General features: G+C 71.7%; 19 protein-coding genes. 11 read left to right on the forward strand and 8 right to left on the reverse strand.

What is annotated here, in order from left to right; all coding sequences use genetic code 11:
* Position 1: 1 nt before the first annotated feature.
* Together AFR_RS16340 and AFR_RS16345 are read left to right on the forward strand one after the other, a co-directional pair.
* Positions 2-1,924 carry a GAF domain-containing sensor histidine kinase gene (locus AFR_RS16340; RefSeq protein WP_023361607.1) on the forward strand — a complete coding sequence of 641 codons (1,923 nt, stop codon included), beginning with the start codon at positions 2-4 and terminating at the stop codon, positions 1,922-1,924.
* Positions 1,915-2,559 carry a response regulator transcription factor gene (locus AFR_RS16345; RefSeq protein WP_023361608.1) on the forward strand — a complete coding sequence of 215 codons (645 nt, stop codon included), beginning with the start codon at positions 1,915-1,917 and terminating at the stop codon, positions 2,557-2,559. Before AFR_RS16340 ends, AFR_RS16345 begins: the two co-directional genes overlap by 10 nt.
* 7 nt (positions 2,560-2,566) lie before the next feature.
* Here AFR_RS16345 and AFR_RS45100 read toward each other — a convergent pair whose 3' ends face one another.
* Positions 2,567-2,743: a DUF1737 domain-containing protein gene (locus tag AFR_RS45100; protein WP_023361609.1), complete on the reverse strand. Its 177-nt coding sequence runs from the start codon at positions 2,741-2,743 to the stop codon at positions 2,567-2,569.
* A gap of 60 nt (positions 2,744-2,803) precedes the next feature.
* Here AFR_RS45100 and AFR_RS16350 point away from each other — a divergent pair, with 60 nt between their 5' ends.
* Genes AFR_RS16350 through AFR_RS16360 form a run of 3 tightly spaced genes read left to right on the forward strand, consistent with a single transcriptional unit; the run spans position 2,804 to position 5,441 of the window.
* Positions 2,804-3,493: a TetR/AcrR family transcriptional regulator gene (locus AFR_RS16350; RefSeq protein ID WP_041842286.1), complete on the forward strand. Its 690-nt coding sequence runs from the start codon at positions 2,804-2,806 to the stop codon at positions 3,491-3,493.
* Positions 3,490-4,629: an FAD-dependent oxidoreductase gene (locus AFR_RS16355; RefSeq protein ID WP_023361611.1), complete on the forward strand. Its 1,140-nt coding sequence runs from the start codon at positions 3,490-3,492 to the stop codon at positions 4,627-4,629. Before AFR_RS16350 ends, AFR_RS16355 begins: the two co-directional genes overlap by 4 nt.
* A 44-nt stretch (positions 4,630-4,673) precedes the next feature.
* Complete coding sequence (locus tag AFR_RS16360; RefSeq protein WP_084298053.1) at positions 4,674-5,441, forward strand: DUF2927 domain-containing protein; 768 nt, start codon at positions 4,674-4,676, stop codon at positions 5,439-5,441.
* 30 nt (positions 5,442-5,471) lie between these two features.
* Here AFR_RS16360 and AFR_RS16365 read toward each other — a convergent pair whose 3' ends face one another.
* The gene (locus AFR_RS16365) at positions 5,472-6,290 is read right to left on the reverse strand and encodes a formylglycine-generating enzyme family protein (protein WP_023361613.1); all 819 of its coding nucleotides are present in this window, start codon (positions 6,288-6,290) and stop codon (positions 5,472-5,474) included.
* Positions 6,291-6,413: 123 nt separating this feature from the next.
* On the opposite strand from AFR_RS16365, the gene AFR_RS16370 reads away from it, so the two are divergent.
* The 6 genes from AFR_RS16370 (at position 6,414) to AFR_RS16395 (ending at position 15,264) form a co-directional block, all read left to right on the forward strand.
* Entirely contained in the window at positions 6,414-6,911 is a 498-nt protein-coding gene (locus AFR_RS16370; RefSeq protein WP_023361614.1) for a hypothetical protein, read from the forward strand.
* Positions 6,911-8,281, forward strand: coding sequence for a hypothetical protein (locus AFR_RS16375; RefSeq protein WP_023361615.1), 1,371 nt, complete (start codon positions 6,911-6,913; stop codon positions 8,279-8,281). Before AFR_RS16370 ends, AFR_RS16375 begins: the two co-directional genes overlap by 1 nt.
* Positions 8,278-9,576, forward strand: coding sequence for a vWA domain-containing protein (locus AFR_RS16380; protein WP_023361616.1), 1,299 nt, complete (start codon positions 8,278-8,280; stop codon positions 9,574-9,576). Before AFR_RS16375 ends, AFR_RS16380 begins: the two co-directional genes overlap by 4 nt.
* Before the next feature lie 24 nt (positions 9,577-9,600).
* Positions 9,601-10,713 carry an ATP-binding protein gene (locus tag AFR_RS16385; RefSeq protein WP_023361617.1) on the forward strand — a complete coding sequence of 371 codons (1,113 nt, stop codon included), beginning with the start codon at positions 9,601-9,603 and terminating at the stop codon, positions 10,711-10,713.
* Positions 10,710-13,490 (forward strand): DUF5682 family protein, encoded by a 2,781-nt coding sequence (locus tag AFR_RS16390; RefSeq protein ID WP_023361618.1) that lies wholly within the window; start codon positions 10,710-10,712, stop codon positions 13,488-13,490. The genes AFR_RS16385 and AFR_RS16390 overlap by 4 nt, the downstream gene beginning before the upstream one ends.
* A gap of 304 nt (positions 13,491-13,794) precedes the next feature.
* Positions 13,795-15,264 (forward strand): DUF4407 domain-containing protein, encoded by a 1,470-nt coding sequence (locus AFR_RS16395; protein WP_158510551.1) that lies wholly within the window; start codon positions 13,795-13,797, stop codon positions 15,262-15,264.
* Positions 15,265-15,863: 599 nt separating this feature from the next.
* Here AFR_RS16395 and AFR_RS16405 read toward each other — a convergent pair.
* The 6 genes from AFR_RS16405 to AFR_RS16430 are packed head-to-tail and all read right to left on the reverse strand — an operon-like array spanning position 15,864 to position 25,808.
* Positions 15,864-18,230, reverse strand: coding sequence for a hypothetical protein (locus AFR_RS16405; protein ID WP_023361621.1), 2,367 nt, complete (start codon positions 18,228-18,230; stop codon positions 15,864-15,866).
* Positions 18,227-20,041: a hypothetical protein gene (locus AFR_RS16410; RefSeq protein ID WP_023361622.1), complete on the reverse strand. Its 1,815-nt coding sequence runs from the start codon at positions 20,039-20,041 to the stop codon at positions 18,227-18,229. Before AFR_RS16410 ends, AFR_RS16405 begins: the two co-directional genes overlap by 4 nt.
* Positions 20,041-20,337 (reverse strand): hypothetical protein, encoded by a 297-nt coding sequence (locus AFR_RS16415; protein WP_023361623.1) that lies wholly within the window; start codon positions 20,335-20,337, stop codon positions 20,041-20,043. Before AFR_RS16415 ends, AFR_RS16410 begins: the two co-directional genes overlap by 1 nt.
* Entirely contained in the window at positions 20,338-21,741 is a 1,404-nt protein-coding gene (locus tag AFR_RS16420) for a protein kinase family protein (protein WP_023361624.1), read from the reverse strand. It lies immediately after the preceding gene.
* Positions 21,742-21,744: 3 nt separating this feature from the next.
* Complete coding sequence (locus AFR_RS16425) at positions 21,745-22,455, reverse strand: hypothetical protein (RefSeq protein WP_023361625.1); 711 nt, start codon at positions 22,453-22,455, stop codon at positions 21,745-21,747.
* Positions 22,452-25,808, reverse strand: coding sequence for a penicillin-binding transpeptidase domain-containing protein (locus tag AFR_RS16430; protein WP_023361626.1), 3,357 nt, complete (start codon positions 25,806-25,808; stop codon positions 22,452-22,454). The genes AFR_RS16425 and AFR_RS16430 overlap by 4 nt, the downstream gene beginning before the upstream one ends.
* Between the last annotated feature and the right edge of the window lie 38 nt (positions 25,809-25,846).

Consider the following 25,846-nt stretch of genomic DNA (forward strand, 5'->3'; position numbering starts at 1 on the left):
TGTGACCCGGACCGCGATGCTCAGCTCCGTGGCCGGCGCCGCCACGGCGGTGCTGGTCGCGGGTGGGTTCGCGCTGGGCCTCCACGTGGGGAACCTGCACAACGGCCTCATCGCGGCGTCGTTCACCGCGGTCGGGCTCTTCGTGCTGAGCCGGCGCCCCGGCAACCGCGAGGGCCTGCTGTTCCTCGTGACCGGCACCGCCCACGCGGTCATGTTCGCCGGACGCCAGTACGCCCTGCACGACGGCCCGCTGCCGGGTGCCTCGTGGGCGGGCTGGCTCGGGGTCTGGCCGCTGCCGCTCGTGCTGTTCGCCGCCGGTCTGACGCTGATGTGTTTCCCGGACGGGCGGCTGCCGTCGCGCGGGTGGCGGCCCGTCGCCGCTGTCCTGGCCGTCGTCGGCGTCGCCCTCTCCGCGGTGTCGGCGCTGTGGCCGGTCGAGTACGCCCGCACGGGCCTGGTGGCGGGTCATCCGCTGGACCTGCCGGGCTTCGCCGCCGCTGACGCCTTCTACAGCGTCGCCCGTCCGGCCGGATACCTGCTCTTCCAGCTCACCTGGGCCGCGTGTGTGGTCGTCCGCCTGCGCCGGGCACGCGGGGACGAGGCCCGGCAGCTGCGCTGGTTCGTCTACGCCGTGACGCTGACCGCCGCGATCATGGTGGTGGGCCTGGCGGTGTGGGGCTCACCCGTCCCCGGCGCGCTGGCGATGCCCGCGGTGGCCGTCGTCGCGGGTGCGGCGATCCTCAAGTACCGGCTCTACGACATCGACCTCGTGATCAACAAGTCGCTGGTCCTCGGGGCGATGGCGACCATCGTGACGCTGGGCTACGTGGCCGTGGTGACCGGTGTCGGCCGTCTCGTCGGCGGCAACCGTACGGTGCTCTCCGTCGTCGCCACCGCGATCGTGGCGGTCGCCTTCGAACCCCTGCGGCGCCGGGTGCAACGCCTTGCCGACCGCATCGTGTACGGGCACCGGGTGAGCCCGTACGAATCGCTCGCCCGGCTGTCGGCGCACCTGGCCGCGCCGGACGCGGGTCTGCTCCTCGACGGCATCTGCCGGACCGTCGCGGACGGCGTCGGCGCCCGCGAGGTTGTGCTCAGCACCGGCCCGCCGGACCAGCCGCAGGTGGTCTCGCGCTGGCCGGACACCCCGGCGCCCCGGCGGCCCGGCGAGGTCGTCACCGTGCCCGTGCGTCACGACGGACGAGCGCTCGGCACCCTGACCGTCCGCAAGGTGTCGGGGGAGGCGCTGTCCGGCACCGAACGCAAGCTGGTCGGTGACCTGGCCGCCCAGGCCGGGTTGGTCCTGGAGCTGCGAGCGACGGCCCAGCGCCTGGTGACCTCCGCCGACGCCGCCCGCCGGCGCCTCGAACGCGACCTGCACGACGGCGCCCAGCAACGCCTGGTGACCGTGGCGATGGAGCTGGGCGCGGTCGTGCGGCTGGCCCGGGATTCCGGCGCGGCGCAGCTCGCCGACCGGGCCGACTCGGTACGCGCGCAGCTGCTCGAAGCCACCGCCGACCTCCGCGAGATGGCCCGTGGGCTGCACCCGGCCGTGCTGACCCAGGACGGTCTGGAGGCCGCCCTGGGTTTCCTGGCCGACCGTTCCCCGGTGCCGGTACGCCTGGGTGTGACGGTCGACCGCCGCCTGCGCCCCGAGGTGGAGGCGACGGCGTACTTCATGGTGAGCGAGGGACTGACCAACACCGCCAAACACGCGAGCGCCGGATCGGCGTCGGTCCGCGCCGAACTCGCCGACACCTTTTTGATCGTGGAGGTGGCCGACGACGGCATCGGTGGCGCCACGATGCCGCCGGGCAGCGGCCTGGAAGGGCTGGCCGACCGTCTCGCCGCCCTCGGCGCACGGCTGACGATGGACAGCGGCCCCTCGGGCACCCGGCTGACGACGGTGATCCCGTGCGCGTGATGCTGGCCGACGACGCGGTGCTGTTCCGGGAGGGACTCGCCCGCATCCTCACCGACGGGGGCTTCACGGTCACCGGGCAGGCCGGCGACGGTCCGACGCTGATCGACCTCGTCCGCGCCGACCCGCCGGACGCCGCGGTGATCGACCTGCGGATGCCCCCCGGTCACGCCGCCGAAGGCCTGGAGGCCGCCGCGGCCATCCGGGCGATCGCACCCGGTGTCGGCCTGATGCTGCTGTCGCAGTACGTCGAGGTCCACCACGCCCTCCGCCTGATGACCGAGTTCGACGGCGGCGTGGGCTACCTGCTCAAGGACCGGGTGTCGGACCTCGGGTCGTTCGGCGCGGACGTCCGCAAGGTGGCCGGCGGCGAGACCGTCATCGACCCCGAGCTGGTGACACGGCTCGTCGCCCGCCGCCGCGCCCGGGACCCGCTCGAAGGCCTCACCGAGCGCGAACGCCGGGTTCTGGCGCTGATGGCCCAGGGGCTCTCCAACACCGCCGTGGCCGGTGACCTGCACCTGGCCGTGAAAACCGTCGAGGCCCACGTCGGGTCGATCTTCACCAAGCTGGGTCTCGTCCAGCACGACCGCGAGCACCGCCGCGTCCTCGCCGTCCTGACGTTCCTCCGCGCCTGAACCCCGGCTATCCGGCGAGCACCAGTGCCTGAGCTGCGATGACACGCTCACCGTCGAACGTCAGGGCCGGCGAGCCGTGCAACCGGTAGCCACTGTCCAGCAGCTTGCTGACACGGGCACAGAACTCGGCGTCGTCGGGCCCGGTGATGAGCCGGTAGCGGAGGCGCTCCGTGGGATCTGACATCAGCGCATTGTGCCGCACCCCTCCTTGTCGTTGACGAACATGTTCGTTACGATCGTGTTCATGACACCACGTCGCGAACCTGTCAGTCGCCGGGACCGGCCGGCCAAACCGCCGCTCAGCCGGGCCGTTCTGGTCGGGGCGGCCCTGCGGATCATGCGCGAGGAGGGGCTCGAGCGGGTGACGATGCGCCGGCTCGCCACCGAGCTCGACACGGGGCCGGCGTCGCTCTACGTCTACGTCCGCAACACCGCTGAGCTGCACGGCGCCCTGCTCGACGAGTTGCTGGCGGACCTGGACGGCGCCGGTGTGGCCGGGCGGGACTGGCGGGAGCGGCTGATCGAGCTGCTGTGGGCGTACACGGTGCTGTTGATCGGTTATCCGAGCCTGGCGCGGTCGGTGCTGACCTTGCGGCCGTCCGGGCCGAACTATCTGCGGCTGATCGACACGATGCTGGGCCTGCTGGACGCGGGGAAGGTGCCGCTGCGCCAGGCCGCGTGGGGTGTCGACCTGCTGCTGCAGCACGCGACCGCGACGGCCGCCGAGCAGGGCACCCGGCAGCAGTCCGTCGAGGCCGACGGCGAGGAGGCGGACCTCGCGGTGGTCGTCCGGGAAGCCCGCCCGGACACCTACCCCCACCTGGACCGGGCCCGCGACGAGCTTTTTTCCGGTACGGGCGAGCAGCGCCTGCGCTGGGCCTTCTCCGCACTCATCAGCGGACTGAGCACCACTACCGAGACGAGGAAAGCATGACCACACCGACGATCGCCATCGTGGGAGGCGGCCTGGGCGGATTGACCCTGGCCCGCGTCCTGCACGTCCACGGCATCCCCTCGACCATCTACGAGCTGGACGACTCACCGTCCGCGCGGACGCAGGGCGGGATGCTCGACATCCACGAGACCAACGGGCAGGTCGCACTGCGGGCGGCCGGGCTCACCGAGGGGTTCCGGAGCATCATCCATCCCGGCGGCCAGGCCATGCGGATCCTGGACCGCCACAACACCGTGCACCTCGAGGAGGAGGACGACGGTGAGGGCGGCCGGCCCGAGGTCGACCGGGGACAGCTGCGGCAGCTGCTGCTGGACTCGCTGCCCGCCGGTACGATCCGCTGGGGCATGCGGGTCACGGAGGCCCGGCCGCTCGGCGACGGGCGCCACGAGCTGAGCTTCGCCGACGGGTCCACGGAAACGGTCGACGTGCTGGTCGGTGCGGACGGCGCCTGGTCGCGCATCCGACCGTTGCTGTCCGCGGCGCGGCCGGCGTACACCGGGGTGTCGTTCGTGGAGGTTGACCTGGCGGAGGCGGACCGGCGTCATCCCGGCCCGGCCGCTGTGGTCGGTGGTGGCATGCTGTTCGCGCTCGGCGGGGGCCGGGGTTTCCTCGCCCACAAGGAGACCGACGGCAGCCTGCACATCTACGCCGCGGTCCGCGCGCCGGAGGAGTGGATCACCGGCCTCGACTTCGCCGACCACGACAAGGCGCGGGAGCAGGTGCTCGAGCAGTTCGCCGGATGGGCGCCCGAGCTGCGCGCGTTGATCACTGAGGCGGACGGCGAGCTGATCCCTCGCACCATCAACGCTCTGCCCGTCGAGCACCGCTGGGAACGGGTGCCCGGGGTGACACTGCTCGGTGACGCCGCGCACCTGATGTCACCGTTCGCCGGTGAGGGCGCCAACCTCGCCATGCTCGACGGTGCCGAGCTGGGGCAGGCTCTCGCCGCGCACCCGGATGACGTGGAGGCGGCGCTGACGGCGTACGAAAAAGAGCTCTTCCCCCGCAGCGCCGAGGCCGCAGGGGAGGCGGCGGCCAACCTGGAGATCATTTTCGCGGACGACGCACCGCAGAGCCTGATCGACCAGTTCGCCGCCTACGGCGAAGCGGGCTGATCAGGACGGGCGGGCCACCAGCGCGCGGTCGTTAGGATGCATCCGTGAAACGATCATGGCGGGCTGCCGGCCCGGTGCTGCTGGTGCTCGCGCTGGCCGTCACGGGCTGCGACGCACCTGACTCACCCACCGCCGGTGGCTCGACCGCCACGTCGGCCCGGCCCGCGCCGTCACCCTCACCGTCGCCGTCCGTGCCACCGCCGGTGGTCAAGCCGAAGGTCAGCAAGGACACGCTGAACTACTTCTACAAGATCGCGCTCGGCGCCGAGTACGGCGACAAGGTCAACGTCGTGATCAAGTGGGCGCAGCCCGTGGTGACCATCAAGGTCGACGGCTCGGTCAGCGGGTCCAGCCGCAAATGCCTCAACCGCGTCATCAGCGACTTCAACGCGCTCACCGAGACCACGGACCTGCGGATCACCGGCAACCCCGGCGCCGACATCAAGTTCCACTTCGCGCCGGTCTCACGGTTCAAGAAGCTCGAACCGGAGTACGTCCCGGGCAACGACGGCTTCTTCTACGTCACCTGGCGTGGTGACCACACCATCTCCTCGTCGACCGTCCTGATCCGGACGACGGGCATCTCCAGCAGCATCCGCTGCCACCTGATCCGGGAAGAGCTCACGCAGACCATGGGCCTGATGAGCGACTCCACCGAACACACCGACAGCGTCTTCTACGGCCGCTACACCCCGGCCCCCACCAAGTATTCGGCGCTCGACAAAAGACTGATCAAGCTTCTGTACGGCGGTGCGGTGAAGCCGGGCGACGGCAAGAAGGAAGTCGCCCGGGCAGTCGTCGTCACCGGCTGATTGCCGTCATCGTCGTCCTGGTCGGCCTGGTCAGGTCTGGGGCGGCACGCTCGTGGCGGGGCGGATCCCGGCGAAGTAGCTGAGCTCGGCCCGGCTCGCCGGCAGCAGCAGCGTCCACTCGTCGCACCCTTGCCAGGGGTGGCAGTCGGCGGCACCGCCGCGGACCACGCGCGTCTCGTCCGGTGACCACCGTTCGGCGCAGATCTCGGCCGCGGAGCCGAAACCGGCCACGCCGAACGGGTTCTCCGCCGCCGCGGTCCGCTCCTCGTCGCCGAACTCGTCGATCAGCATGTCCTCGCCGGGCTTGTCATTGCCCCGGTGCGTCAGCGTCGCCGTGCCCGCGCGGGCGGCGAACTCCCACTCGGCCTCGGTGGGCAGCCGGAACGGCAGCGCCTCCAGCACGTCGTCGACGAGGTCCTCGTCGACCCGGGCGGCGGTGTTGTCGTCCTCGATGAGGCCGTCCTCGTAGTCCGGCACAAAATGGCGGACCTGCGCCACGGTCAGCGGATGCCGCGCGATCAGGAACGACCCGACGCTCACCCGGCGAGCCGGGCCCCACGCGCGGGCAGCATCCAGGAGCGGCTCGAGCGTGCTCTCGACGCCACCCTTCTTCTCGATCTTCCGGAGCACCTTCGCCTCGGCGTCCGACAGGCCCATCAGGAACGTGCCCGCCGGCACCTCCCGGAAGACGACCCCCGACGCCTCGTGCACCCACGCCGGGCGTCCCGCCACGATCTCTTCTGCCCACATGGCGGAGGAGGTTAGCAACCGGCCGATCAGCGTGCCGCCCTCCTTGCCGCGGTCGTGGCTCCCAGAGACCTCCAGAGCGCCGAGGTGGGCGTTCTTCATGTCCGGCTCCGGGGTTCAGGTGGCTGCGTCGGCTCTCAGGTTGTTCACCGCTTCGGGCCGGGCGGTTTCTGTCGTACCCGTCCGATACAAATACGGTCGATCGTTGCCGAGGGAGGACTGGTTGTGACCAGGGACGGTGTCGCCTACGAGCGGCGCAGCGCTGCACCCGTCATCGCGCCGGTGTGGCCGCGCAAGCTGGCCAAAGTGCCGTTCGTCGAGCTGGCCGAGGGGCGCCTGCAGGGGGTGGTGTCGAGCGGTTCGGACCCCTCCCGGGTCTACGTCTCGTCGATCACCGCCCGGGAGCACGGGCTGAGCTGCAACACCAACAACAACCGGCCGTGCGGTGGCCTCAGCGGCGCGCACCCGTGCAACCACATCGGCGCGCTGATCGACGCCGCGGTCGCGCAGTACGGTCTCGATCGGGTGACCCGCTACCTCAAGGTCGAGCTTTCCGAGGGCGACGAGAACGTCCGGGCCGCCCTGCATCCCACCGCGGCGCCCACCCGCGCGCCGGAGGTGTTCAGCAGCTTCCTGCGCCACCTGGCCTATCTGGAGCTGCCACCGACCACCGACCCGCTGCCCGAGCTGCACTGGTTCCCGGCGGCCGGGGCGGTGCGCTGATGCTCGACGAGGTCCTGCACACCCGGCCCGCCGGGGTCGACGACGCGTTCGCCCTGGTCGACGGTCTGGACGACGCCCTCGTGCACGGTCTGGCCCGCATCGACGAGACACGCGCCGCCGCCCTCGAGGCCCTGGCCGCGGCGTTCAGCGGATCACCGCTGGGCGGCCGCGTCACCGACTCCGTCGGCAAAATCATCGCCGGTACGGTCACCGACGAGCACCTGGCCGCCCTGGCCGGCGCGCGGACCGCCCTGCTCGGGGCCACGCACGACGCGCTGCTCACCGGGCTCGACGACGCCCTCGGCCGGTCACGCGACCCGTGGTCCGCGGTGGCAGTTCCGGCACTACCGGGCGGATTGCTGGCCGGGGGCCGTTCCTGGCTGCGGGAGCTGGCCATCACGGGCTGGCGCGGCGTCGACCACGAGGTCGCGAGCGGTGGCGCGCAGACTGTGCAGACGCTGATCGCCGACCCGTCCACGCGCCGCCTGGCGGTGCTGCTGGACGGGTTTGCGGCCGAGCTGCGAGCGTCCGCGCCCGTGGCCACGCTGGACCGCGTTCCGGTGCGTCGCTGGGCCGACCTCTGGGCCCGTGCCGTGCTGCTCGCACAGGAGGTTTCCACCGCCCACGACACCTCGCCGGTCGACGGCCGGTTGCTGCCCCTCGGCGTCGACCTGCACGAGCACCCGACGGTGTTCCGGGCCCAGCTGCACGGCCTGCTCGAGACCACCGACGGCCGGGTCCGCCTGGTCCGCACGAGCGTGGCGGGCGCAAAGGTCGACACGATCAGTGGCCCATCCGCCTGGCGGCTGCTCTCCGCCTTCCCTATCTTCCGCACTGTGGTGGCCGAGCACCGCACGGTTGAGGTGTCGGGTCTGGCGCTCACCCCGGGCGGGGATCTGATCTGGGAGGAGTCCCGCGCAGCGGCGGGGGAGCCGGCCGACCCGTTCGCGAGCGCCCGGGTGCGGCTCGCCGCGGCGACGGCCGCGCCCACCCCGCCGCTCGACCGGCACCCGGCGGTGATCGCCGAACCGGTTCTGCTGGAGGGATACGCCGCGGGGGAGGAGTCGTTCGACCTCGCCGGGGGCGGCACCCTGGCCGTCGCCCTGGACCGGTTGCCCGCGGCCGGCCCTCTCACCCCGGCGCTGGTCGCCGCGTCCACGGCCTGTCTGGGTCTGCTGCGCTGGGACGGCGGCCGGTGGTCGGTGCAACCGCTCGCCGTGCAGTCCGTGGTCAAGCGGAAACCGGTCGCCGTGCACACCGGCGACTGGGCGCTCGGGCCCACCGAGGCCAAGGCGGCCAAGGCCGAGGCCGTTGCGGGCACGGCTGTCGAGGTGCTGCGCGAGCGCGCGGGAAGGCTGCTGCGGAAATGAGCTCAACCGAAAATCGGCGGCAGGCGCTCTACTGGCGGCTTCTGGCACGGCTCTTCGACCCCGAGGAGCAGCCCGCCCTGGAGTCGGCCAGCGTGGCGATCGTCGACGACCTCGGCCTGCCGGCCGCGCTGCTCGACCCGGCGGTCTCGATCGACACCGTCGTGCAACGGTTCCCCCATCTCGAGGCCGAGCTCGACGGCCTCATGGTCACCACCGACGACGACCGCGAGGGCGAGGTGCGCCGGGCCGCGCTCGCTTCCAAGATCCTGCTCAACATCTTCGCCACCGGCTCGGGGAACGTCACCGCCGCGCAGCTCGGCCGGTGGCAGGCCGACGCGGGCTGGTTCGAGCGGGCCCTGGGCTGCGAGCCCGGGCAGCTACGGGGCCGTTCCGGCGGACCCGCCGACCTGTTCCCGGTGCTCTCCGGCATCGAGGGCGACCTGGTGAAACGCATGCAGCTGCGGGAGGTGCTCGCCGATCCCCGGCTCGCCGCGCAGCTCACACCCAGCATGTCGCTGATCGAGCAACTGCTGCGCGACAAGCACAACCTCGACGGGGTCGCGCTCGCCAACGCCAAGTCGCTCATCCGGCGCTTCGTCGACGAGGTGGCCGAGGTGCTGCGCACCCAGGTCGCCCAGGCGAGCAGCGGCACGATCGACCGGAGCGTCCCGCCGAAACGCGTCTACCGCAACCTCGACCTCGACCGGACCATCTGGAAGAACCTCCCCAACTGGAGCCCCGCCGACGAACGCCTCTACGTCGACAAGCTCTTCTACAAGCAGACCGCCAAGCGGGTCACCCCGGCGCGGCTGATCGTCGTGGTCGACCAGTCCGGCTCGATGGTCGACTCCATGGTCAACTGCACGATCCTCGCCTCGATCTTCGCGGGGCTGCCCAAGGTCGACGTGCACCTGATCGCGTACGACACCCGGGCGATCGACCTGACGCCGTGGGTGCACGACCCGTTCGAGGTGTTGCTGCGGACCAATCTCGGTGGTGGCAACGACGGCCCGGTCGCGATGGCCATGGCCCAGCCCAAGATCACCGATCCGCGCAACACGGTGCTGGTCTGGATCTCGGACTTCTACGAGTTCGACCGGTCGCAACCGCTCTTCGACGGCATCGAGGCCGTGCACCGCTCCGGTGTGCGCTTCATCCCGGTCGGCTCGGTCACCAGCTCCGGCGCCCAGAGCGTCAACCCGTGGTTCCGCCAGCGTCTCAAGGACCTCGGCACACCCGTCATCTCCGGTCACATCCGCAAGCTCGTCACCGAGCTCAAGAACTTCGTCGCCTGACACCTCCCGAGGAGAACCCACCTGATGTCCGAGATGCTGCGCGCCCCCGCCGAGACCAAGTACGCCGACGAGCTCGACTGGCTCGAGTCGGTCGACGACGGGCCGAAACCGTTCTCCTGGCGGCTCAGCCCCAAGATGGTGCGCCTCTTCGTCCTCGGCTCCGAACGCGCCGACGGCCTCGACCGGGACATCCCGCAGAAGTGGTTCGGCGACCGCAGCTTCGTCGAGCGGGCCATCGTCACGCTCGCCTCCGACCGCGGCCTGCTGCTCATCGGTGACCCCGGCACCGGCAAGAGCTGGCTGGCCGAGCTGCTCGCCGCCGCGATCAGCCGCAACTCCACCCTGGTCGTGCAGGGCACCGCCGGCACCACCGAGGACCACATCAAATATTCGTGGAACGTCTCGATGGTCATCGCCAAGGGTCAGTCGCGCGCCTCGATGATCCCGTCGCCGATCATGACCGCGATGGAGGGCGGGGTGATCGGCCGCTTCGAGGAGCTGACCCGGTCGACCAGCGACGTCCAGGACGCGCTGATCTCGATCCTCTCCGAGAAGTACGTCTCCATCCCCGAGCTCGACGAGGACAACATCGTCTTCGCCAGGCCCGGCTTCTCCATCATCGCCACCGCGAACAGCCGCGACCGCGGTGTCAACGACCTCTCGTCCGCGCTCAAGCGCCGCTTCAACTTCGTCCGCATCCCCGTCGTGACCAACAAGAAGAGCGAGGCGGAGATCGTCCGCTTCCGCACCGAAGAACTGCTGCGCCGCCACAACATCGAGCTGGAGGTCCCGCCCACGCTGCTCGACGTGCTGCTGCAGAGCTTCGCCGACCTGCGGGCCGCCTCGGCCTCGGCGACCAGCGACGACGAACGCCTGGAGTCGGCGCTCTCCACCGCCGAGCAGATCGGTGTGCTGGAGGACGCGATCCTGCACAGCACCTTCTTCGGCGCCAAGGCGCTCGACGCCGGGACCCTGGCCGGTTCCCTCGTGGGGTCGCTCGCCCGGCGCAGCCCCGAGGACCTGGCGATCCTCAACAAATACCTGCACGGTGTCGTCGAGCCGCGCAGCAAGGACCGTGGCGGCGACTGGAACGACTTCCTGGAGGGTGGTCGCGAGGCGATCGCCACCCTGTCATGAGCGCCGGTCCCTTCGACGCGCTCCGCGAGCAGCTGCTCGGCGCGGCCGAGGCGCTCGCCGGTGGGCCGGCCGCCCTCCCGGAGATCCTCGCCGGCCTCGTCGACGACGTCGGTCTCGTCCTGGCCGAGCCCCTGGAGATCTTCCCGGTCTGTCACCACTCACCGGCGTCGGCGCTCGCCATGGTGCGGCGGCTCCGCGAGAAACAGCCCAAAGTCGTTTATCTGGAGCTCTGCGAGGACCTCGGACCGCTGCTCACCGAGCTGCGCAACTGCCGCCTGCCAGTGGCGTTGCAGGCGTTCGCCTCCGACATCGAGGGCTTCCCGCCGGAGTCGGCGCCGCTGAGCGTCATCGCGCCCATCACCGAGGCCTCCGCCGAATACCAGGCCATCGCGTACGCCCTGGAGACGCCCGGCGTGGAACTCGTCCTCGTCGACCGGTCCACCGACCACGTGTTCCAGTGGCAACCGGTGCCCGGCGCGACCGCGGCCGATGCGGAGGAGCTGCACGGCGACGCCATCGGTGTCGAGCTCGGCGACCTGCGGCCCCGCTTCGCCGAGCTCGAGGAACACCTCCTGCACCACGGCCGCGTCCGGCACTGGTCGGAATGGTGGGACCAGTTCGTCGAGCAGCCACTGGCCGGTGCCGACCACGAGACCTACCGGCAGGTGATGGTGCTGATCGGAAGCCTCTTCCGGCGCCTCGCCCCGCACGACTCCCAGCGGTACGACAGCGACGAGGACCGCGAACGCTACATGTGGACGCGCATCCGCGAGCACCTCGCCGTCACCGGCACCGACCGCGCCGACTGCCTCTTCATCTGCGGCGCTTTCCATGCCGCGAGCCGTGTCCCCGAGGCCGGCTCGGACCCGTCGACACCCGACTTCACCATCACTCCCCGCACCGGCAGCAAGTGGCTCTACGGCCTGATCCCGTCCAGCCACTCGGCGATCGAGGCGCAGTTCGGACTCGCACCCGGCTCCGTCTCCATCGCCGGCGCCACCTGGGAGAAGACCCTCGGCCGGACCCGCCTCACGCCGTTCCGGCTGGAAGGACAGAAGGGCGGCCGGAAACGTGCCGCCAAGGCGCTCCCGCCGCCCGCCGCCGACGCCGGTCCCGTCACCGACCAGCTCACCGGATATCTCTCCGCGCCCGCAGCGCTCGACGGGCTCGACGAGGAGGAACTGCGCGGCTGGTGCGTCGACATCGTCCGGCTCGCCCGCCGCAACGGATACCTGGCGAGCACCGCCGACGCCATCGCCGTTTTCGAGACGTCGATCCTGCTCGCCGGGATGCGAGGCCGGGCGCGGCCGACCCCGTACGACTTCCAGGACGCCGCCGTCACCTGCATCGAGAAGGACATGGTCCCCGGCCGGCGCGACGTCCGCCGCCTCTGCGAGATCCTCCTCGGCGGCGACCGCACCGGCCAGGTCGGCTACGACGCGATGCCCCCGCTCGCCCGCGACGTCTACGACCGGCTCGCGCCGCTCGGCCTCAACCTCGAACAGCGCACCATCCAGCGGGCGCTGCTCGACCTCGCGTCCGGCCCGGAGCTGGCGGCGTGCTCCCAGCTGCTGTGGATGCTGCGCTACCTGCTGCCGGACCATGCCGTACGCCCCATCATGGGCTCGCGCCGCCTCGGCGAGACACCCATCCAGGAGAGCTGGGACCTCGACCTCGGCCGCCACCAGCGCACCATCATCGAACTGGGCTACGAAGGCGTCACCGTCGAACAGGTCCTCGAACAACGCTTGCGCCGCGCCGCCTGGGACCCGAAAGCCACCGCGGCGACGGCCCTGAAAGCCGTCGAGCACTCCCTGCTGTTCCTCTCCAGCCCCCGCCTCACCGACGACCTCGGCGCCCGCGCCGTCGAGCTGCTGTCCACCGAACGCGACGTCGACGAGGCCCCGGCCGTCCTGCGCCGCATCCGCCGCCTCCTGGCGTTCTACCGCGCCACCACACCGGCGCTGCCGGCCTGGTCGGAACGGTTCGTCACCGAGGGCTACGCCCACTACTGCACGCTGCTGCCCGTCGCGTTCGTCGAGGAGGAGACCGGCGTACGCCAGGTCGGCGCGATGCTCGGGTTCCTGTTCAGCATGGAAAGCCTGGCCTTGTCGCTGGGGTGTGACCGTACGCAGCTCGAACTGGCCGTCCGCCAGGCCCACCCCGAATCACCCGCCAAGATCGCCCTCCTCTGGGCGGCCCGCCACCAGCTCGGCCTCCTGCCCCTGGCCGACCTCCGCCACCGCGTCGACGACCTCCTCGGCAATCCGCTCGTGGTCCCGGCCTTCCCGCAGTACGTCAGCGGTTTTGTCCAGTCCCTGGAAGCGGTCCCGCGCCTCACCCCGTTTGTCGTCGAAACGCTGTCGAACGCCTTCGCCCGCCTCCCGGACCCGATCCTCCTGCCCTGGCTCCCCACCCTCATCACCACCCTCAGATCCCAGGCCGCCGAGCTGGTCCCGGTCCTCACCCGGGAAGCCGCCCGCACCTTCCCGGGCACCCTGACCGCCCTCGATGCCTGGACACCCCCGTGGCTGGCGCCGCAGCCGGCTGCTCGCGCCTCGTCACCACCGCCGGCAAACGCGGTGCTGCTCGCGAGCCACCCCGCGACGACGGATGCGGTGGCGGCCCTCCTCGGCTGCGAAGGGGACTGGTCGGTCGCCGCCACCGGGCCGGACCCGGGCACCGCCGTCGCCGAGCTCCTCGCCGCCCACGCCGAATCACCGTCAGCGATCGCCGCACTGCTCGCTGCCCCAAGCGGCGGAGGCGCCCGGGGTTAGGGAGGTGCCCGGACAAGGGGATGCGCCGGGGCGAGCAATGTGGCCGGGTGCGCTGAGTCAACGGGCCTCCTGGGGTGGGGGAGCGATTCACTTCGATGAGGGAGGTGACCGACTGGCGGAAGTGCCGGGTGAGGGAGGCGCTGGGGTGAGGGAGATGCCCGGGTGACGAAGGTGTGAGTCCGGGGCGGGGGCGGTGTCTTTCGGTGCGGGTGGGTGTCACCCGTTCGGGCGTCATGATTCGGGTCCTGAGCTGCGCCACCGGTAGCGTCTGTCGCACGCCGACTGCATATCGGAGGGCTTGTTCGTGGACACGTCCGCTACGCGTTCCGCGCCGGCCGCGGAGCCTGCTGTACCGAGTTCGCGGCGGCACAACCGGTTGTTGCTGTGGCTGTCCGGGGCCGACCTCGACACGCTGGCCAAGGTGCCGCGGGAGGCCCGGAAGTACGTCGGGCTCGGCGGGCTCGTGCTGACCACGGCCGTCCTGGCCATGGTGTCCGCGACCTTCGCGTTGTACGTCGGACTGCGGGCGCCGGTGGTCGTGGCGTTGCTGGTCGGCCTCGGGTGGGGTCTGGCCATCATGAACATGGACCGCTGGCTGATCTCAGCCGCTCAGCGGCAGCGGCGCTGGTACCTGAACCTCATGCTGACGACGCCCCGGCTGCTGCTCGCGCTGATCATCGGGACGGTGGTTTCCACGCCGATGGTGCTCTGGATCTTCAACCAGGAGATCGAGTCGGAGCTCAACATCGTGCAGCGGGAGCGGGACGCCGCTTACCAGGTGTCCCTGACGCAGGATCCGCGATTCCAGATCATTCCCGGTCTGGAGAAGAGCGTCGCCGAGAACCAGCGTGTTGTCGACGGCACGGCCCCCGCGACCAGCGCCGCCGCCGGCACCGAGGTGGGGCGGCTGCAGGAGCAGTTCGACAAGCTCGACAAGGAGTTCCAGGCCGCCCAGAAGGCCGCCACCTGCGAGCTCGACGGCACCTGCGGGACGGACAAGCCCGGCAGCGGCACGGCCTTCCGCACCAAACAGGACGTGGCCGACGAGCTGAAGGACCGCCGGGACGAGGTGGGGAAGCGGCTCGACACCGCCGTCGAGCGGGCGTCCGCGGCCGACGCCACCGCGTCGCAGAGTGCCCGGCGGTCCGCAGCCGACAATCTCGCCGCGGACAAGGCGCAGCTGGCGGGCCTGGTGGCTGAGCGGGACAGGCTGAAGGCCAGGCACGACGCGGACAGCGCCGAGAATCGCGGGCTGCTGGCGCGGCTGGAGGCGCTGAGCCACTTCACCAAGGACAACAGCACGCTGCGGTCGGCGTACGTTGCGCTCTTCCTCTTCATCACGGCGCTGGAGATCCTGCCGGTCTTCGCGAAGCTGCTGATGAACCTGGCCGCGCCGAGTCTGTACGACAAGATCGTCGGTCAGGCCGACGCCAAGGACGAGCAGACCGCACGGGCGGCGATCGATTACGAACACACGGCCGCCGTGCACTACATCAACAGCCGCGCCGAACGGGACCGGGAGGTCATCGACGACACCCGCGACCGGATGGTGACGCTGGAGGCCGACGTGTACCGCCGCACGATCGACCGCTGGCACGCCGACCAGGTCGGCCGCATGGCCGGCGAGGAGCGGGCGCCATCGGTCCGCGACCGGCTGGCGCGACTGACCGGGCTACCGCGTCAGACCCGCCCCCGCGCGGCGCGCGACCCCGGCCGGGCCGACGACTTCAGCCCGTTCCCGGAGCCCGAGGAAACCACCGAAGCCCCGCGCTGAGTCGCGGAGCGCGCGGCCCGCGCCGCAGGCTCCTTCAGGGTGAGGGTCGCGATGGCCGCGCCGGGCCGCGCGGTTCGTGGGGTCTTTCAGGGTGAGGGTCGCGATGGCCGCGCCTGGCCGCGCGGTTCGTGGGGTCTTTCAGGGTGAGGGTCGCGATGGCCGCGCCTGGCGCCGCGGTTTGTGGGGTCTTTCAGGGTGAGGGTCGCGATGACCACGTCGGGCCGCGCGGTTCGTGAGGGGGTCCATCGGGGTGAGGGTCGTGATGACCGCGCCTGGCGCCGCGGTTTGTGGGGTCTTTCAGGGTGAGGGCCGCGATGACCCCGCCGGGCCGCGGTTCGTAAAAGGTCCATCGGGATGACGGTCGTGATGACCGCGCCCGGCGCCGCGGTTCGTGAGGGGGCCATCGGGATGAGGGTCGCGATGACCCCGCCGGGCCGCGCGATTCGAGACGGGTCCATCGGGATGAGGTCGTGCCTGGCGCCGCGCGGTTCGTCAGGGTCCTTCAGGACCGAGGGTTGCGATGACCGTGCCGGGCCGCGCGGTTTGTGAGGGGGCCTTCAGGGTGAGGTCGTGGTGACCGTGCCGGGCCGCGCGTGCTGTCAGGGGTCCATCAGGATGACGGTGGCGATGACCGTGCCGGGCACTGTTCCGGGTTCGGCCTGAGCCTCGCGAACCCGTATGGGCGGGTTCTCCGGGAAGACGGGCCGCAGACTGGCAGCGATGAGGCTCGCCTGCTCCTCACCCTCGCCCAGCGCCGCTCCAGGTGCGGTCTGCCCGGTCAGGACCACAGCGATGACCAGCCTTCGCTGCTCGAGGTCGGTGCCGAGCTTGTCCAGGATGAACTGGCGGTGGCGTTCGCTCGGGTCCTGGGGGTTCAGCGGTGGTTTCAGGGTCCGCAGGGTGACGCCGGTCGGTCGGGCATCGGTCACCGGCTCGACCCGGGACGGTGCCTGAGAGGCGGCCACGGCGTTGTGCGCGACGGGTTTGTCGTCGCGCAGGGCCAGCAGAATCCCGGCCGCTACGAGGATCAGCGTCGCGCCGACCGCCACGGCGAAGGACCTGCGTCGCAAGAACGGTCGCGACTCGGGATCACCGTGGCGGCTCGTCAGCGGGACCTCGTCGTCGTCCGTGTCGGGTGAGCTCCGGTAGATCGCCGCGCGGCTCTCAGGAAATTCGGCACTTGGTGAGAGGTCTTCCCGCAAGCGTGCGGGGCCCCGGCTGTGGGTCACCCGCTGCCGCACCTCACCGACCGGCACCTGTTCCTGCTGCGCCTGAACCATCAGCGCGCGGACCTCGGCGGGCATGTCGTCGGTGACCGGTATCCCTTCGACGATGGCGTGCAGTTCCGGGTGGTTCCACAGGGTGGTCACACCCCGGGCCTGCAGGGCGGCGAGTCCTCCGTGGGTCACCGGCACCTGCAGGTCGCCGCGGTTGAGGTGGCTCAGTTTGGTGAGGAGGTCGGCCAGCCAGTCCGCGGGGGACGCTGCTCGGGAGACCAGGATGGTGGTCAGCCGGGCGACCTGGTCGCGGCGTGCCGCGGAGAGTTCGGGACGTCTCTTCGGGACCAGGAAGTCGATGAGGTGGGCGGCCTCGCCGGCGTCCATGGCGGTCAATCGTGAGGCGGCCTCGGACACGATCTGGAGACGGTCCTCGCTGCGTTTCAGCTCCGCCTTGGCGTCCTCGGTGAGGGTGCCGGCTTCGTTGATCATAGCGACGACGGCATCCGGCCGTGGAGGGTAGAGCCGGCCAAAAGTTCGGGGGGACAGCGAGAGCTTCTCCTGGAACCAGGTGTGGAGGGCGCGCAGGTCGCGGACGTCCGCCAAGGGACCGCCCGGTTCGGTGAGCTCCTCCAGATAGCGGGCGCGGTCCTTGGCCTGCCGGGCTCCCTTCAGCAGCATGGCGGCCAGCAGGTCTGCGAGGACCGGATCGGGCGGCTCCGACGGTGTGGGGAAGCCGAGCACGTTCTCCGAGGTGGTGTCCTGCAGCTCCAGGAGCGCCTCGAACAGCTCGGTGCGTACCTTGGGGTCGTTCTGGATCGTCAGGCCGCGGCGGGCGGCGCGCCAGTCCAGCTCGACCCACTCGTGGAGCACGCGGGGGTCGTCGCGCAGCCTTTTCAGGCCGTTGGGCCAGAAGAAGGCGGCGGGCAGGTCGTGGACGGTGATCGGGAGCTCGTTGCGGGCGACGTGGTCGAGCACCGGACGCATGTCCTCGGCCGTGAGCAGCAGCGCCGGATCCAGCGCGATACCCGCTTGGGCGTACCGGGCGAGGTCGGGCAGGCAGCGGGCCAGCAACTCGCCGTCCTGCTCGTGGTGCAGGTCCGACGGGCGGGGTGCGGGGGTGCGGAAGTGCTGGGCCATGCGCCCGGCCATCACGCGGTCGCTGTGCTCGAACTCCGGGGGCCACAGACCGGCGATGACCCACCGGTCGGCCGCTTCGGGCCGGAAGAGGAGGCAGGTCGACCAGGTCCACTGGCGGGCGATCCGGGTGGGGACGACACGCAGCGCCGCCCCGATCACCGCCGCCGCCGTGGCCGGGTCGTTGCCGACGGGGAGCCGTGATTGCCGCCGGCAGACTCCGCCCAGCACGCCCTCGATCAGGTCGGACGGTGCCTGTGGGGCCACGGCGGAGTCCTCCGGCGCGACCTGTTCGCGGCCGAGCTCCCAGGCCTCCGCCGGGAGGACCTCGTCCGGGACAAAACCGAAGCGGCAGCCACCGGCGACGCCGAACGGGCCCTTGCGGCCCTGCACCGCGAAACACCAGTGGCCCCGGCCCTCCACGTCGAGGTGGCGCAGGGTCCAGATCGGATGGGGGATGGTGGTCAGGAACGCTTCCGGTGGCTGGCTGAGGTCGGAGCGCAGCAGCCGCTCGGCGACCGCCCAGTACGCCGGGGGTGCCGACTTCGGCTCGTGCCGGCTGAAGCCGGTGCCGGCCAGGTCGGCCCAGCGCACCACGATCATCTCCGTCATGACCTGGCCTTTCCGAGTACCGCCAGCATCAGCTGGGTGAGGGCGGCGGATCGTTCGTGGGCCTGCGGGAAGCGGTCCCCGCCGACCAGAGGGGTGATCAGCTGATTGCTGGTGCTCATCGGTACCGTGCCGAGCGGCGAGCACAGGAAGAACTTGAGGGTGAGCCAGTTGTCGTGCAGCAGGCTGGCGATCGCGTCCTGGTGGCCGAGGCCGAACATGAGCCCGCAGCCCAGGGCGGACATCACCAGGTCACGCAGCAGCAGCCGGTGACCCGTCTCGGGGACCAGCGCCGCCGTCAGATGATCGGACAACGACGGCACGGACAGGTGCCAGCCCTGGAGGTTCATCGTGGGCCCGTCGGTGATGACGACCTCCTCGGCGCGGCCGCTGTGCACGAGGTTCCAGAAACGGGTCGGGTCGGAGTAGACCCGCAGCAGGCCGTCCGCGATGTGCTCGATCCGTTCCTGGCGGGCGACCGCCGACCCGGCGGCGCCGCCGTGCAGGTAGACCAGCAGCCCGGTGGCGGCCTCGTCGGCCGTCAGGCGTTGCTCGGCGAGCTTCCGCGCGGTCGTGAAGAGATACCGGGCGACACCCCGGCGTACGACGTCGGGCGCGCCCAGGTCGGTCAGCTTCTTGTTCCGCAGCGCCGCGTGGATCAGGTCGCACTTGCTGAGGGCGACGAACAGGTTGAGGTTCTGTTCGGGGCCGCGGGTCAGGATGCCGTCGATGAGGGTGAGCTGCCGGCCGATCTCGATCTGGAAATGGTCACGGTTGCCGCGGACCACCTTGTGCCCCGAGGACTCCGAGGCGCCCGGGCGCAGGCTGCCGTCGAGCATCATCGGATAGTCGGTGACGTCCGGCAGGCTGTCCGCCACCAGCCAGTCCAGGGCGTTGGCCGCCACGACCGGGTCCACCACCCACAGCAGCGAGTCGAAGCCGCGCAGCTTGCCGGCCTCCTGCGGCTGGGTGTCGTCGGGGTTGAACAGCTCGCCCGGCAGGTCGGCGACGCCGGTCCAGAACCGCCGGCCCTGGCTGTCCGTCCGCAGGACCAACGGCTGCCGGAAGTTGCGGCCCCATTCCTCGGCGCGGCGCTGACCGTCCACCACCGTCTTGAAGACCAGCTGGCGGATGCCGTCCTCCAGCGCCGACGGCAGGGCGCGGTCGAGGATCCCGACCGGTTTGCCCTCCTGCTCGGTGTTCGTCGGAGGGATCGGGTGGCCCTCGGACACGGTGCGTTTGTACCGTTCGGCGCGGACCGCCAGCGGCATGCGCTCCAGGGGGGTCAGCTGCCGCAGCCGGACCCGGCCGCTCGCGCCGGAACTCAGGTCGAACCCGTCCGGGGTGTCGAGGTTCTGGTGGAGCATGCGGACCAACAGGTAGGTCTTGCCGCTGGCCGGGGCGCCGATGGCCGCCACCATGTTCCAGCCGTCGATGCGCTGGGCGTTCCGGAGGTGGCCGCCGCCGGCCTGGTCGAAGACCGACACCACGTCGGGAAAGATGTGCCCGCCGCCGCAGAGCAGGTACGTGTACTCGACCTCCTCGGCGATGAACCGTGGTGTGGTCGACGTCAGAGGTTCGTAGGGCAGACCCGACGCGTTGACCGACAGCACGGTGACCCGCCAGGAGTTGCGGTTCTCGGCGTCGGCCGGTCCGACCTCGAGACGCATCGACGGTGGCAGCTTGAACCGTCCGGTCGCCCGGTCGAGCTCCAGGTCGACCGCGCCGAGGGCGGCCCCGCACACCGGGCAGGTGTTGCCGAAGCGGTTCACCGACTGGTCCGGCACGGCCGGGCGTGTCCTGCGGCCGAACATCAGGCGATCGCCTTCACCAGGAGGACGACGACCGCGGCGACCGCCCACAGGCTCAGACCGGCGCCGGCACCCAGGCCGATGCCCCACCACTTGCCGACCGCCGCGGCCTTGGCGAAGTAGCCGGCCACGGCACCCTCGACCGGTTCGCGGACCGCCTCCGGGGTGTTCTCCCCGTTGGTGAGCCAGTAGCTGAACTGGTATTGGAGCGCGTCGAGTGCCTCGCCATTGCCGTACTGCCGGCGTACCTGGGCGCGCATCGCTTCACGCCCGGGGTAGGCCATCTCCGAGACGTCCATTCACATCCCCCATCCCGTCACGTCGAAGAGCACGACGATCAACACGGCTGCAAAACCCAGGAGGACCAGTCCCGCGTACCGGGCCGCGGTGCGTGCCGCCACTCGCTGGCTCTGCCGCTCCAGCAGGCGGTTCGCCTCGTTCTGCAGCTCGAACTGGGAATGGGGACGCTGCCGCAGGGCGGTCCGGAAGAGGGCGATGTCGTCGGCGTACGGGTCCGGATCGACCCAGCCGGGCGGCCGGGGCGCCGGGGTCTCCGCACCGGACGGCACCGCCTGCCGGAGACGGCCGAGCCAGCCGACAGCCCACGGCCCGGTGTCCTCGACGGACCTCCCGGCCTCCCCGGTACGTCCGAACGGCTCGGCCAGCACGGTGATGAGCTCCTGCCAGTGGCTCTCGCGCCAGTGCTGCCGCAGGATCCCGGCGACGGCCTCCGCGGAGTCGACGGGTCGTTCGCCGTTGTCGGTGCGCAGCAGCCGTTCCATGCAGTCGCGCCCGGCGAGCGCGGTGAGCAGGACCAGCGCAAAACCGAACCTGTCCTGGGCGCGCAGCTCACCGGGGTCGTACCGCAGTCCGTCGGCGAGGCGGGGCCGGCGCAGGTAGAAGTCGGGTGTCGGCAGTTCCGGTGGCGGCTGGCCGGTGGGCGTACCGGAGTCGGTGTCGACCAGGACAAATTCCCGGGCGCCCGGGATGAGGTAGACGCACACGTTGTCGGGGCGGATGTCGCAGTGCGCCCAGCCCAGGTCGTGCAGTTTGTCGAGTCCGGCCGCCATCGACGCGAAGTGGTTCAGGTGCTCGATCGCCGGGGTGGGGCACCACGGGTCCCACGGGGGACGGATCAGCAGCGGGGACACGGCGAGCAGGTAGAGGCCGGAGTTCGAGGGATGGTCCTGGAACCACAGCGGCAGTGTCCGCATCGGCCGCTCGGCGACGACCAGCGCATCCACCGGGGCGCCCAGCCGGGTGGCGACGTCACCGGCCCGGTCCTCCTCCCCGCTGCCCCGCACGATCTGCACCGGGGTCACCGCCCACGGTGGCTCGATCGGGATGCGGGTGCGTCCGGGGACCGCCGCGTTGGCCTCCTGCAGGGCGACGGCCTGCCGGTGCAGGTAGTCGCGCATCGCGTCCACGTCGGCCTGCTGACACTGGTAGATCTTGACGAACCAGTCGTCCCAGCGTGCCGAGGCCTCGCCGGAGAACTTCACGGTCCGGCCCCGCGTGTACGCGACCGTCGCCAGGACCTTGCGCCCGTGGGTATGCACCTTGTCGCCGGGCAGGGAGAAGTAGACCTGCCGGGACTCGCCCAGCTGGTCGCCGGGCTCGTGGACCGGTGGAGCGATCGTCACCTCGGCCGACCAGCCGGTTCCCCGGAGCACGATGGGCAGTTCGGTGTCCAGCGACGGCACGGCTCAGACCCTCCGATCGACGCGGTAGGTCAGCCGGGTGGAGACGGCGCTGTCCGCCCGCGAGAAGACGATGCTGCCGGTCTCGCCGGCCGTCACGAGGTACCCGGGTTCCAGCCGGAGGCCGTCCACTTCCACGATGTACTCCGGGCGTTGCTCGGACCGGCACACCTCCGTGTCACCGAGCTGGTGCCGGACCTCCAGCAGCACCCCGCGGGGCACGGCCTGCACGGTTTCCGGGATGAGGTACCCGCTGCCGCGCTGGGCCGGGATGCTGCGCCCCAGCGGGACCCAGTCCGGGCCGGACACCAGCGGGAAATCCCAGCGCAGCGAGCTGCCGTACGAGAGCCGCAACGTCCGGCCGGAGTCGGGCCGGCGCTGCTGCGGCGGCCGTGTCTGCTCGCTGCCGGGGATCGGCGGGGTGACCTCGAGGCGGTACCCGGGTGCGCCGAGCCGTGGCTGGACGGGGAACCGCACGTCCACGGCCCGCGCGCGGACCAGGCGGCCGGCGAAGATGTCGGCCTGGCGGCGGATCTCCACGGTGACGAGCTGCAGCGCGGACGCGGTGACGAGCTGCGCCTCGATCACCGTTCCCCGCAGGTCGAGCCCGGGGGTGCGGTGCGCCCGCTCGCAGTATTCGTGGAAGGCGCTCCGGAAGTACGCCAGCACCTCGGACTCGAAGGCCCGCTGGTCGTCGGCGGACAGGGCTGGTGTCATCGGCTCTCCACGATCGCCTTGGCCAGGGTGCTGGTGACGTGCCGGGCGCGTCGGCCGCCGGCCTGCTGGTCGCGGGTCTCCATGACCACGGCGAAGGCGACCGGTCCCCGGGGCGTCTCGAGCCAGCCGGCCACCCACGAGTTCTGCCGGACGAACTCACCGGCCGGCAGCGGCTGGTCCTGCGGTACGAGCTCGTGGGTGCCGGTCTTCACCCACAATTTCGTACCGGCGGCGGTGGCCAGCCCCGCGGCGGTGCCGGTGGTCGCGGTCAGCCGCAGGGCGTGGCGCAGTTTGGTGTCGGCGGCGGTGCTCAGCGCGCGTTCGCCGGCACCGGACGGGGTACCGGACCTCAGACCGGACGACGGGTCGACGACCTCACCGACCAGCCGCGGACGCACCAGGGTGCCGCCGTTGGCCACTCCGGCGAACACCGACGCCATGCCCAGCGGGGTGCCCGACACGTCCTGGCCGCCGAGCGCCCGGTTGCCGATGGCGATGTCGTCGCTGGTCGCCGGGACACACGTGGGTGCGGCGCCGGGGACGCCGCCGTCCGGGCGTACGGGATCCGTGGCCGGGCAGGAACCGACCCGGAGGCCGAAGCGGGCTGCCTGGGCGGCGATCGCCGGCCAGCCCAGGCGCTGGGCCAGACCGACGAAGGCGGTGTTGCAGGAACCCGCGAGGGCCCAGGTCAGGCTGATCATGTCCGCCTCGGCGCCGGTGCAGGGACCCCCGCCGGCGTTGCGGATCCGGACGGTGCCGGACAGCGCGAGCTGCTGCGGCGCCGGCAGCACCGGCGCGTCGACGTCCGCGTCCGGGTTCTCCTCCAGGTACGCCGCAGCCGTGATCACCTTGAAGGTGGAACCGAGCCCGTACTGCTTGCCGACGGCCCGGTTGATGTGCGGGTCCGGCAGGCGTACCGCCGTGTCACCGTCCACGTAGCGGCGCAACTCCGCTTCCCGCTCCGGTGCCGCCGGTGGTGGGACGGCGTAACTCCAGAGCCAGCAGCCGCGCTGACGTTCCACCTCGGTGGTCCGGCTCGTGCAGCTCGGGTCGTGCTGTTTGTCCGTGAGTCGGCCGCCCTCGGACGGCCGGTTGTAGTGCCGGTGCTCGGCCGAGAAACTGCGCCGCGCCTCCTCCGGCACGGGTGTCTTCGTGATCACCGTGGCGGGTTCGGCGGGTGCGGTGGCCGCCGCCAGGATCCGCCCGGTCCGCGCTTCGAGCACCACGAGGCCACCGGCGAGCGGGCCGTCCGTGCCAGGATCCCGCAGAGCCGCAGCGGCGAGGTGCTGGAGCCGGGGATCGATGGTCAGGTCGAGCCACCCGTCCGCGTCACCGGTACGCGGTGGCGGCAGCAGGCGGCGGCGCAGGTCGGTCCCGGCCGAACCGTTCAGGACCCGGGCGTACGCCTGGTCGAGCACGCCGGACTCGCCGGTGCCGACGCGCAGCAGGCCGGCCATGTCCGCCTCGGTGAGGTCGCCGGCGGCGCCACCGTCGAGGCGGTGCCACGTCCCGGCCGGGCGCTCCTGGCGGAAGGCGGGCTCCCCGCCGAGCCGGATGTCCACCCGCGTCCGCAGCACGGCGATCTCGTCGGTCGAACAGCGGGCGGCATCGGGCGGCGGGGAGGTCAGGCCCTCCACGGTCGCCTCGCGGGCCGGGCACGGGGGCCGCTTCTGGTCGTGGCCCATCCCGATCATGGCGGGGGCGGGGTAGGGGACCAGGGTCACCGCGATCGTCAGCAGGACGCACCAGGCCATCGCCGCGGGCCCCCACAGCCGGCCCTGGACCGCGACCGGCGCCACCCCCGCCGCCCGGGGCGCGTTCGCCGCCAGCGCCAGCACCACGATGATGCCGATCAGGAAGGCCAGCGTGGACTGCCCGCCCCGGGAAAGCAGCGGCGCGGGCACGCCGGAGTGCGGCACCAGGTTGACCGTCGCGGACAGCACGAACAGGAACTGACCGACCAGCATCGTGGCCATGCCGGCCGCGAACAGCGTGGCCGCGTTGACCCCGGGCCGGGCGCTGCGCACGGCCCGGACGACCGCGACGCCGAGCAGGATGGTCAGCCCGGCGCAGGCGAGCACGGCCAGGCCGCCGAGCTTGTTCCACATGACGGCGAGGACGAAGTCGGTCGCGCCGGCGGGCACACGACCCGACGCGGTGTCGGCCAGCCCGTGCCCCCAGAGCCCGCCGTCCGCCACGGCCGACAACGCCGCGGCCACCTGGGACCGCTGACTCTCGGTGTCGGCCAGCAGCGACCGCTGACAGGCGATGACGTTCTCGGGCAGCAGCGCCGCGCCGCCCGCCCCGGCCTGCGGCACGGGCGCACACCCCGCTCCCCACCGGTACGCCCAGGGATCGAGCCAGACCTGGCCCCGCTCGCCGATGTACCCGGTCCAGAAGAGACCGATCACCGCCAGTGGCAGCACCGGCAGCGCGATCATGAAGTAGAAGCGGTAGCCGGCCGCCATCCGGCGCAGGTTGCGCGAAAAACGGGCGGGTGCCGGGCCGGAGCCGAAGTCCGGCCGGTCGGCGACGTTGGACCAGGTCGCGGCCCACGTCACGCCCAGTGTCACGGCGAACGCGGCGACCAGTGTGCCGAAGTCGCTGCGCAGCCCGCTGGCCACGACGATCACGCTGAGCAGGGCGAGTGGCTTGGCCATCACCATGGTGGTGGAGTGCAGCGCCGGCCGGTGCCACGGTCGCGTCGCGGGCCGCCGGATCAGGCTGCTGTCGAAGAAGTCCCGATCGGCCGCGACCAGACCGGCGACCACCGCCAGCAACAGCAGCTTGCCGTACTCCGGGGTGGCGACGCCCAGGAAGACGAGCGGGGTCGCCTGGTCACCACGGTCGGCCAGCGGCAGCAGGAACGGGACCGCCACGACGGCCAGGACGACGGCGGCGAGCGTCCGGTTGGCGCGGATGCCGCGGGCGCGCACGACGAGCCGGTCCCACCGGCCGCGCGCCCAGGTGGTGTCCCGGCCCAGCACGGCCAGCACAGCGGCGACACCGCCGAGCGGCACCAGCAGGGACCAGAAACCCGCGCGTACGGCGTTCTCCGCGAACGCCGCGCTCACCGGCGCGTCCGGCTCGGCGACGATCACCAGGCGTACGGCCAGCAGCGAGCCGACCTCGAGGAGGACCAGGGTCGCCAGCAGCACACCCGACGCGGGACCGGCGATGGTGCCCGGGTGCGGCCCGGGGGACGACCGGCGCAGCAGACCACGGCCGAGGTGGGCCAGGAGCACCAGCAGGGCCGAGGTGACGGCGAGCCACGGGCCGTTGAGTGATCCACTGAGGAGGAAACCGCCGGCGATGAGCGCGGGCGGACCGTAGAACGCGATTCTTTCCCGCATTCCGGCCCGTCGGCGCAACCGGCCGGTAATCGCGACCG

Source organism: Amorphoplanes friuliensis DSM 7358 (assembly GCF_000494755.1).
GTDB lineage: Bacteria > Actinomycetota > Actinomycetes > Mycobacteriales > Micromonosporaceae > Actinoplanes > Actinoplanes friuliensis.

Bases quoted from the DNA above. Each gene is read 5' to 3' on its own strand.
- AFR_RS16430 (WP_023361626.1), bottom strand. From the start codon at position 25,808: ATGCGGGAAAGAATCGCGTTCTACGGTCCGCCCGCGCTCATCGCCGGC.
- AFR_RS16380 (WP_023361616.1), top strand. From the start codon at position 8,278: ATGAGCTCAACCGAAAATCGGCGGCAGGCGCTCTACTGGCGGCTTCTG.
- AFR_RS16385 (WP_023361617.1), top strand. From the start codon at position 9,601: ATGTCCGAGATGCTGCGCGCCCCCGCCGAGACCAAGTACGCCGACGAG.
- AFR_RS16365 (WP_023361613.1), bottom strand. From the start codon at position 6,290: ATGAAGAACGCCCACCTCGGCGCTCTGGAGGTCTCTGGGAGCCACGAC.
- AFR_RS16405 (WP_023361621.1), bottom strand. From the start codon at position 18,230: ATGACGGAGATGATCGTGGTGCGCTGGGCCGACCTGGCCGGCACCGGC.
- AFR_RS16425 (WP_023361625.1), bottom strand. From the start codon at position 22,455: ATGACACCAGCCCTGTCCGCCGACGACCAGCGGGCCTTCGAGTCCGAG.
- AFR_RS16355 (WP_023361611.1), top strand. From the start codon at position 3,490: ATGACCACACCGACGATCGCCATCGTGGGAGGCGGCCTGGGCGGATTG.
- AFR_RS45100 (WP_023361609.1), bottom strand. From the start codon at position 2,743: ATGTCAGATCCCACGGAGCGCCTCCGCTACCGGCTCATCACCGGGCCC.
- AFR_RS16410 (WP_023361622.1), bottom strand. From the start codon at position 20,041: ATGTTCGGCCGCAGGACACGCCCGGCCGTGCCGGACCAGTCGGTGAAC.
- AFR_RS16350 (WP_041842286.1), top strand. From the start codon at position 2,804: ATGACACCACGTCGCGAACCTGTCAGTCGCCGGGACCGGCCGGCCAAA.
- AFR_RS16415 (WP_023361623.1), bottom strand. From the start codon at position 20,337: ATGGACGTCTCGGAGATGGCCTACCCCGGGCGTGAAGCGATGCGCGCC.
- AFR_RS16390 (WP_023361618.1), top strand. From the start codon at position 10,710: ATGAGCGCCGGTCCCTTCGACGCGCTCCGCGAGCAGCTGCTCGGCGCG.
- AFR_RS16375 (WP_023361615.1), top strand. From the start codon at position 6,911: ATGCTCGACGAGGTCCTGCACACCCGGCCCGCCGGGGTCGACGACGCG.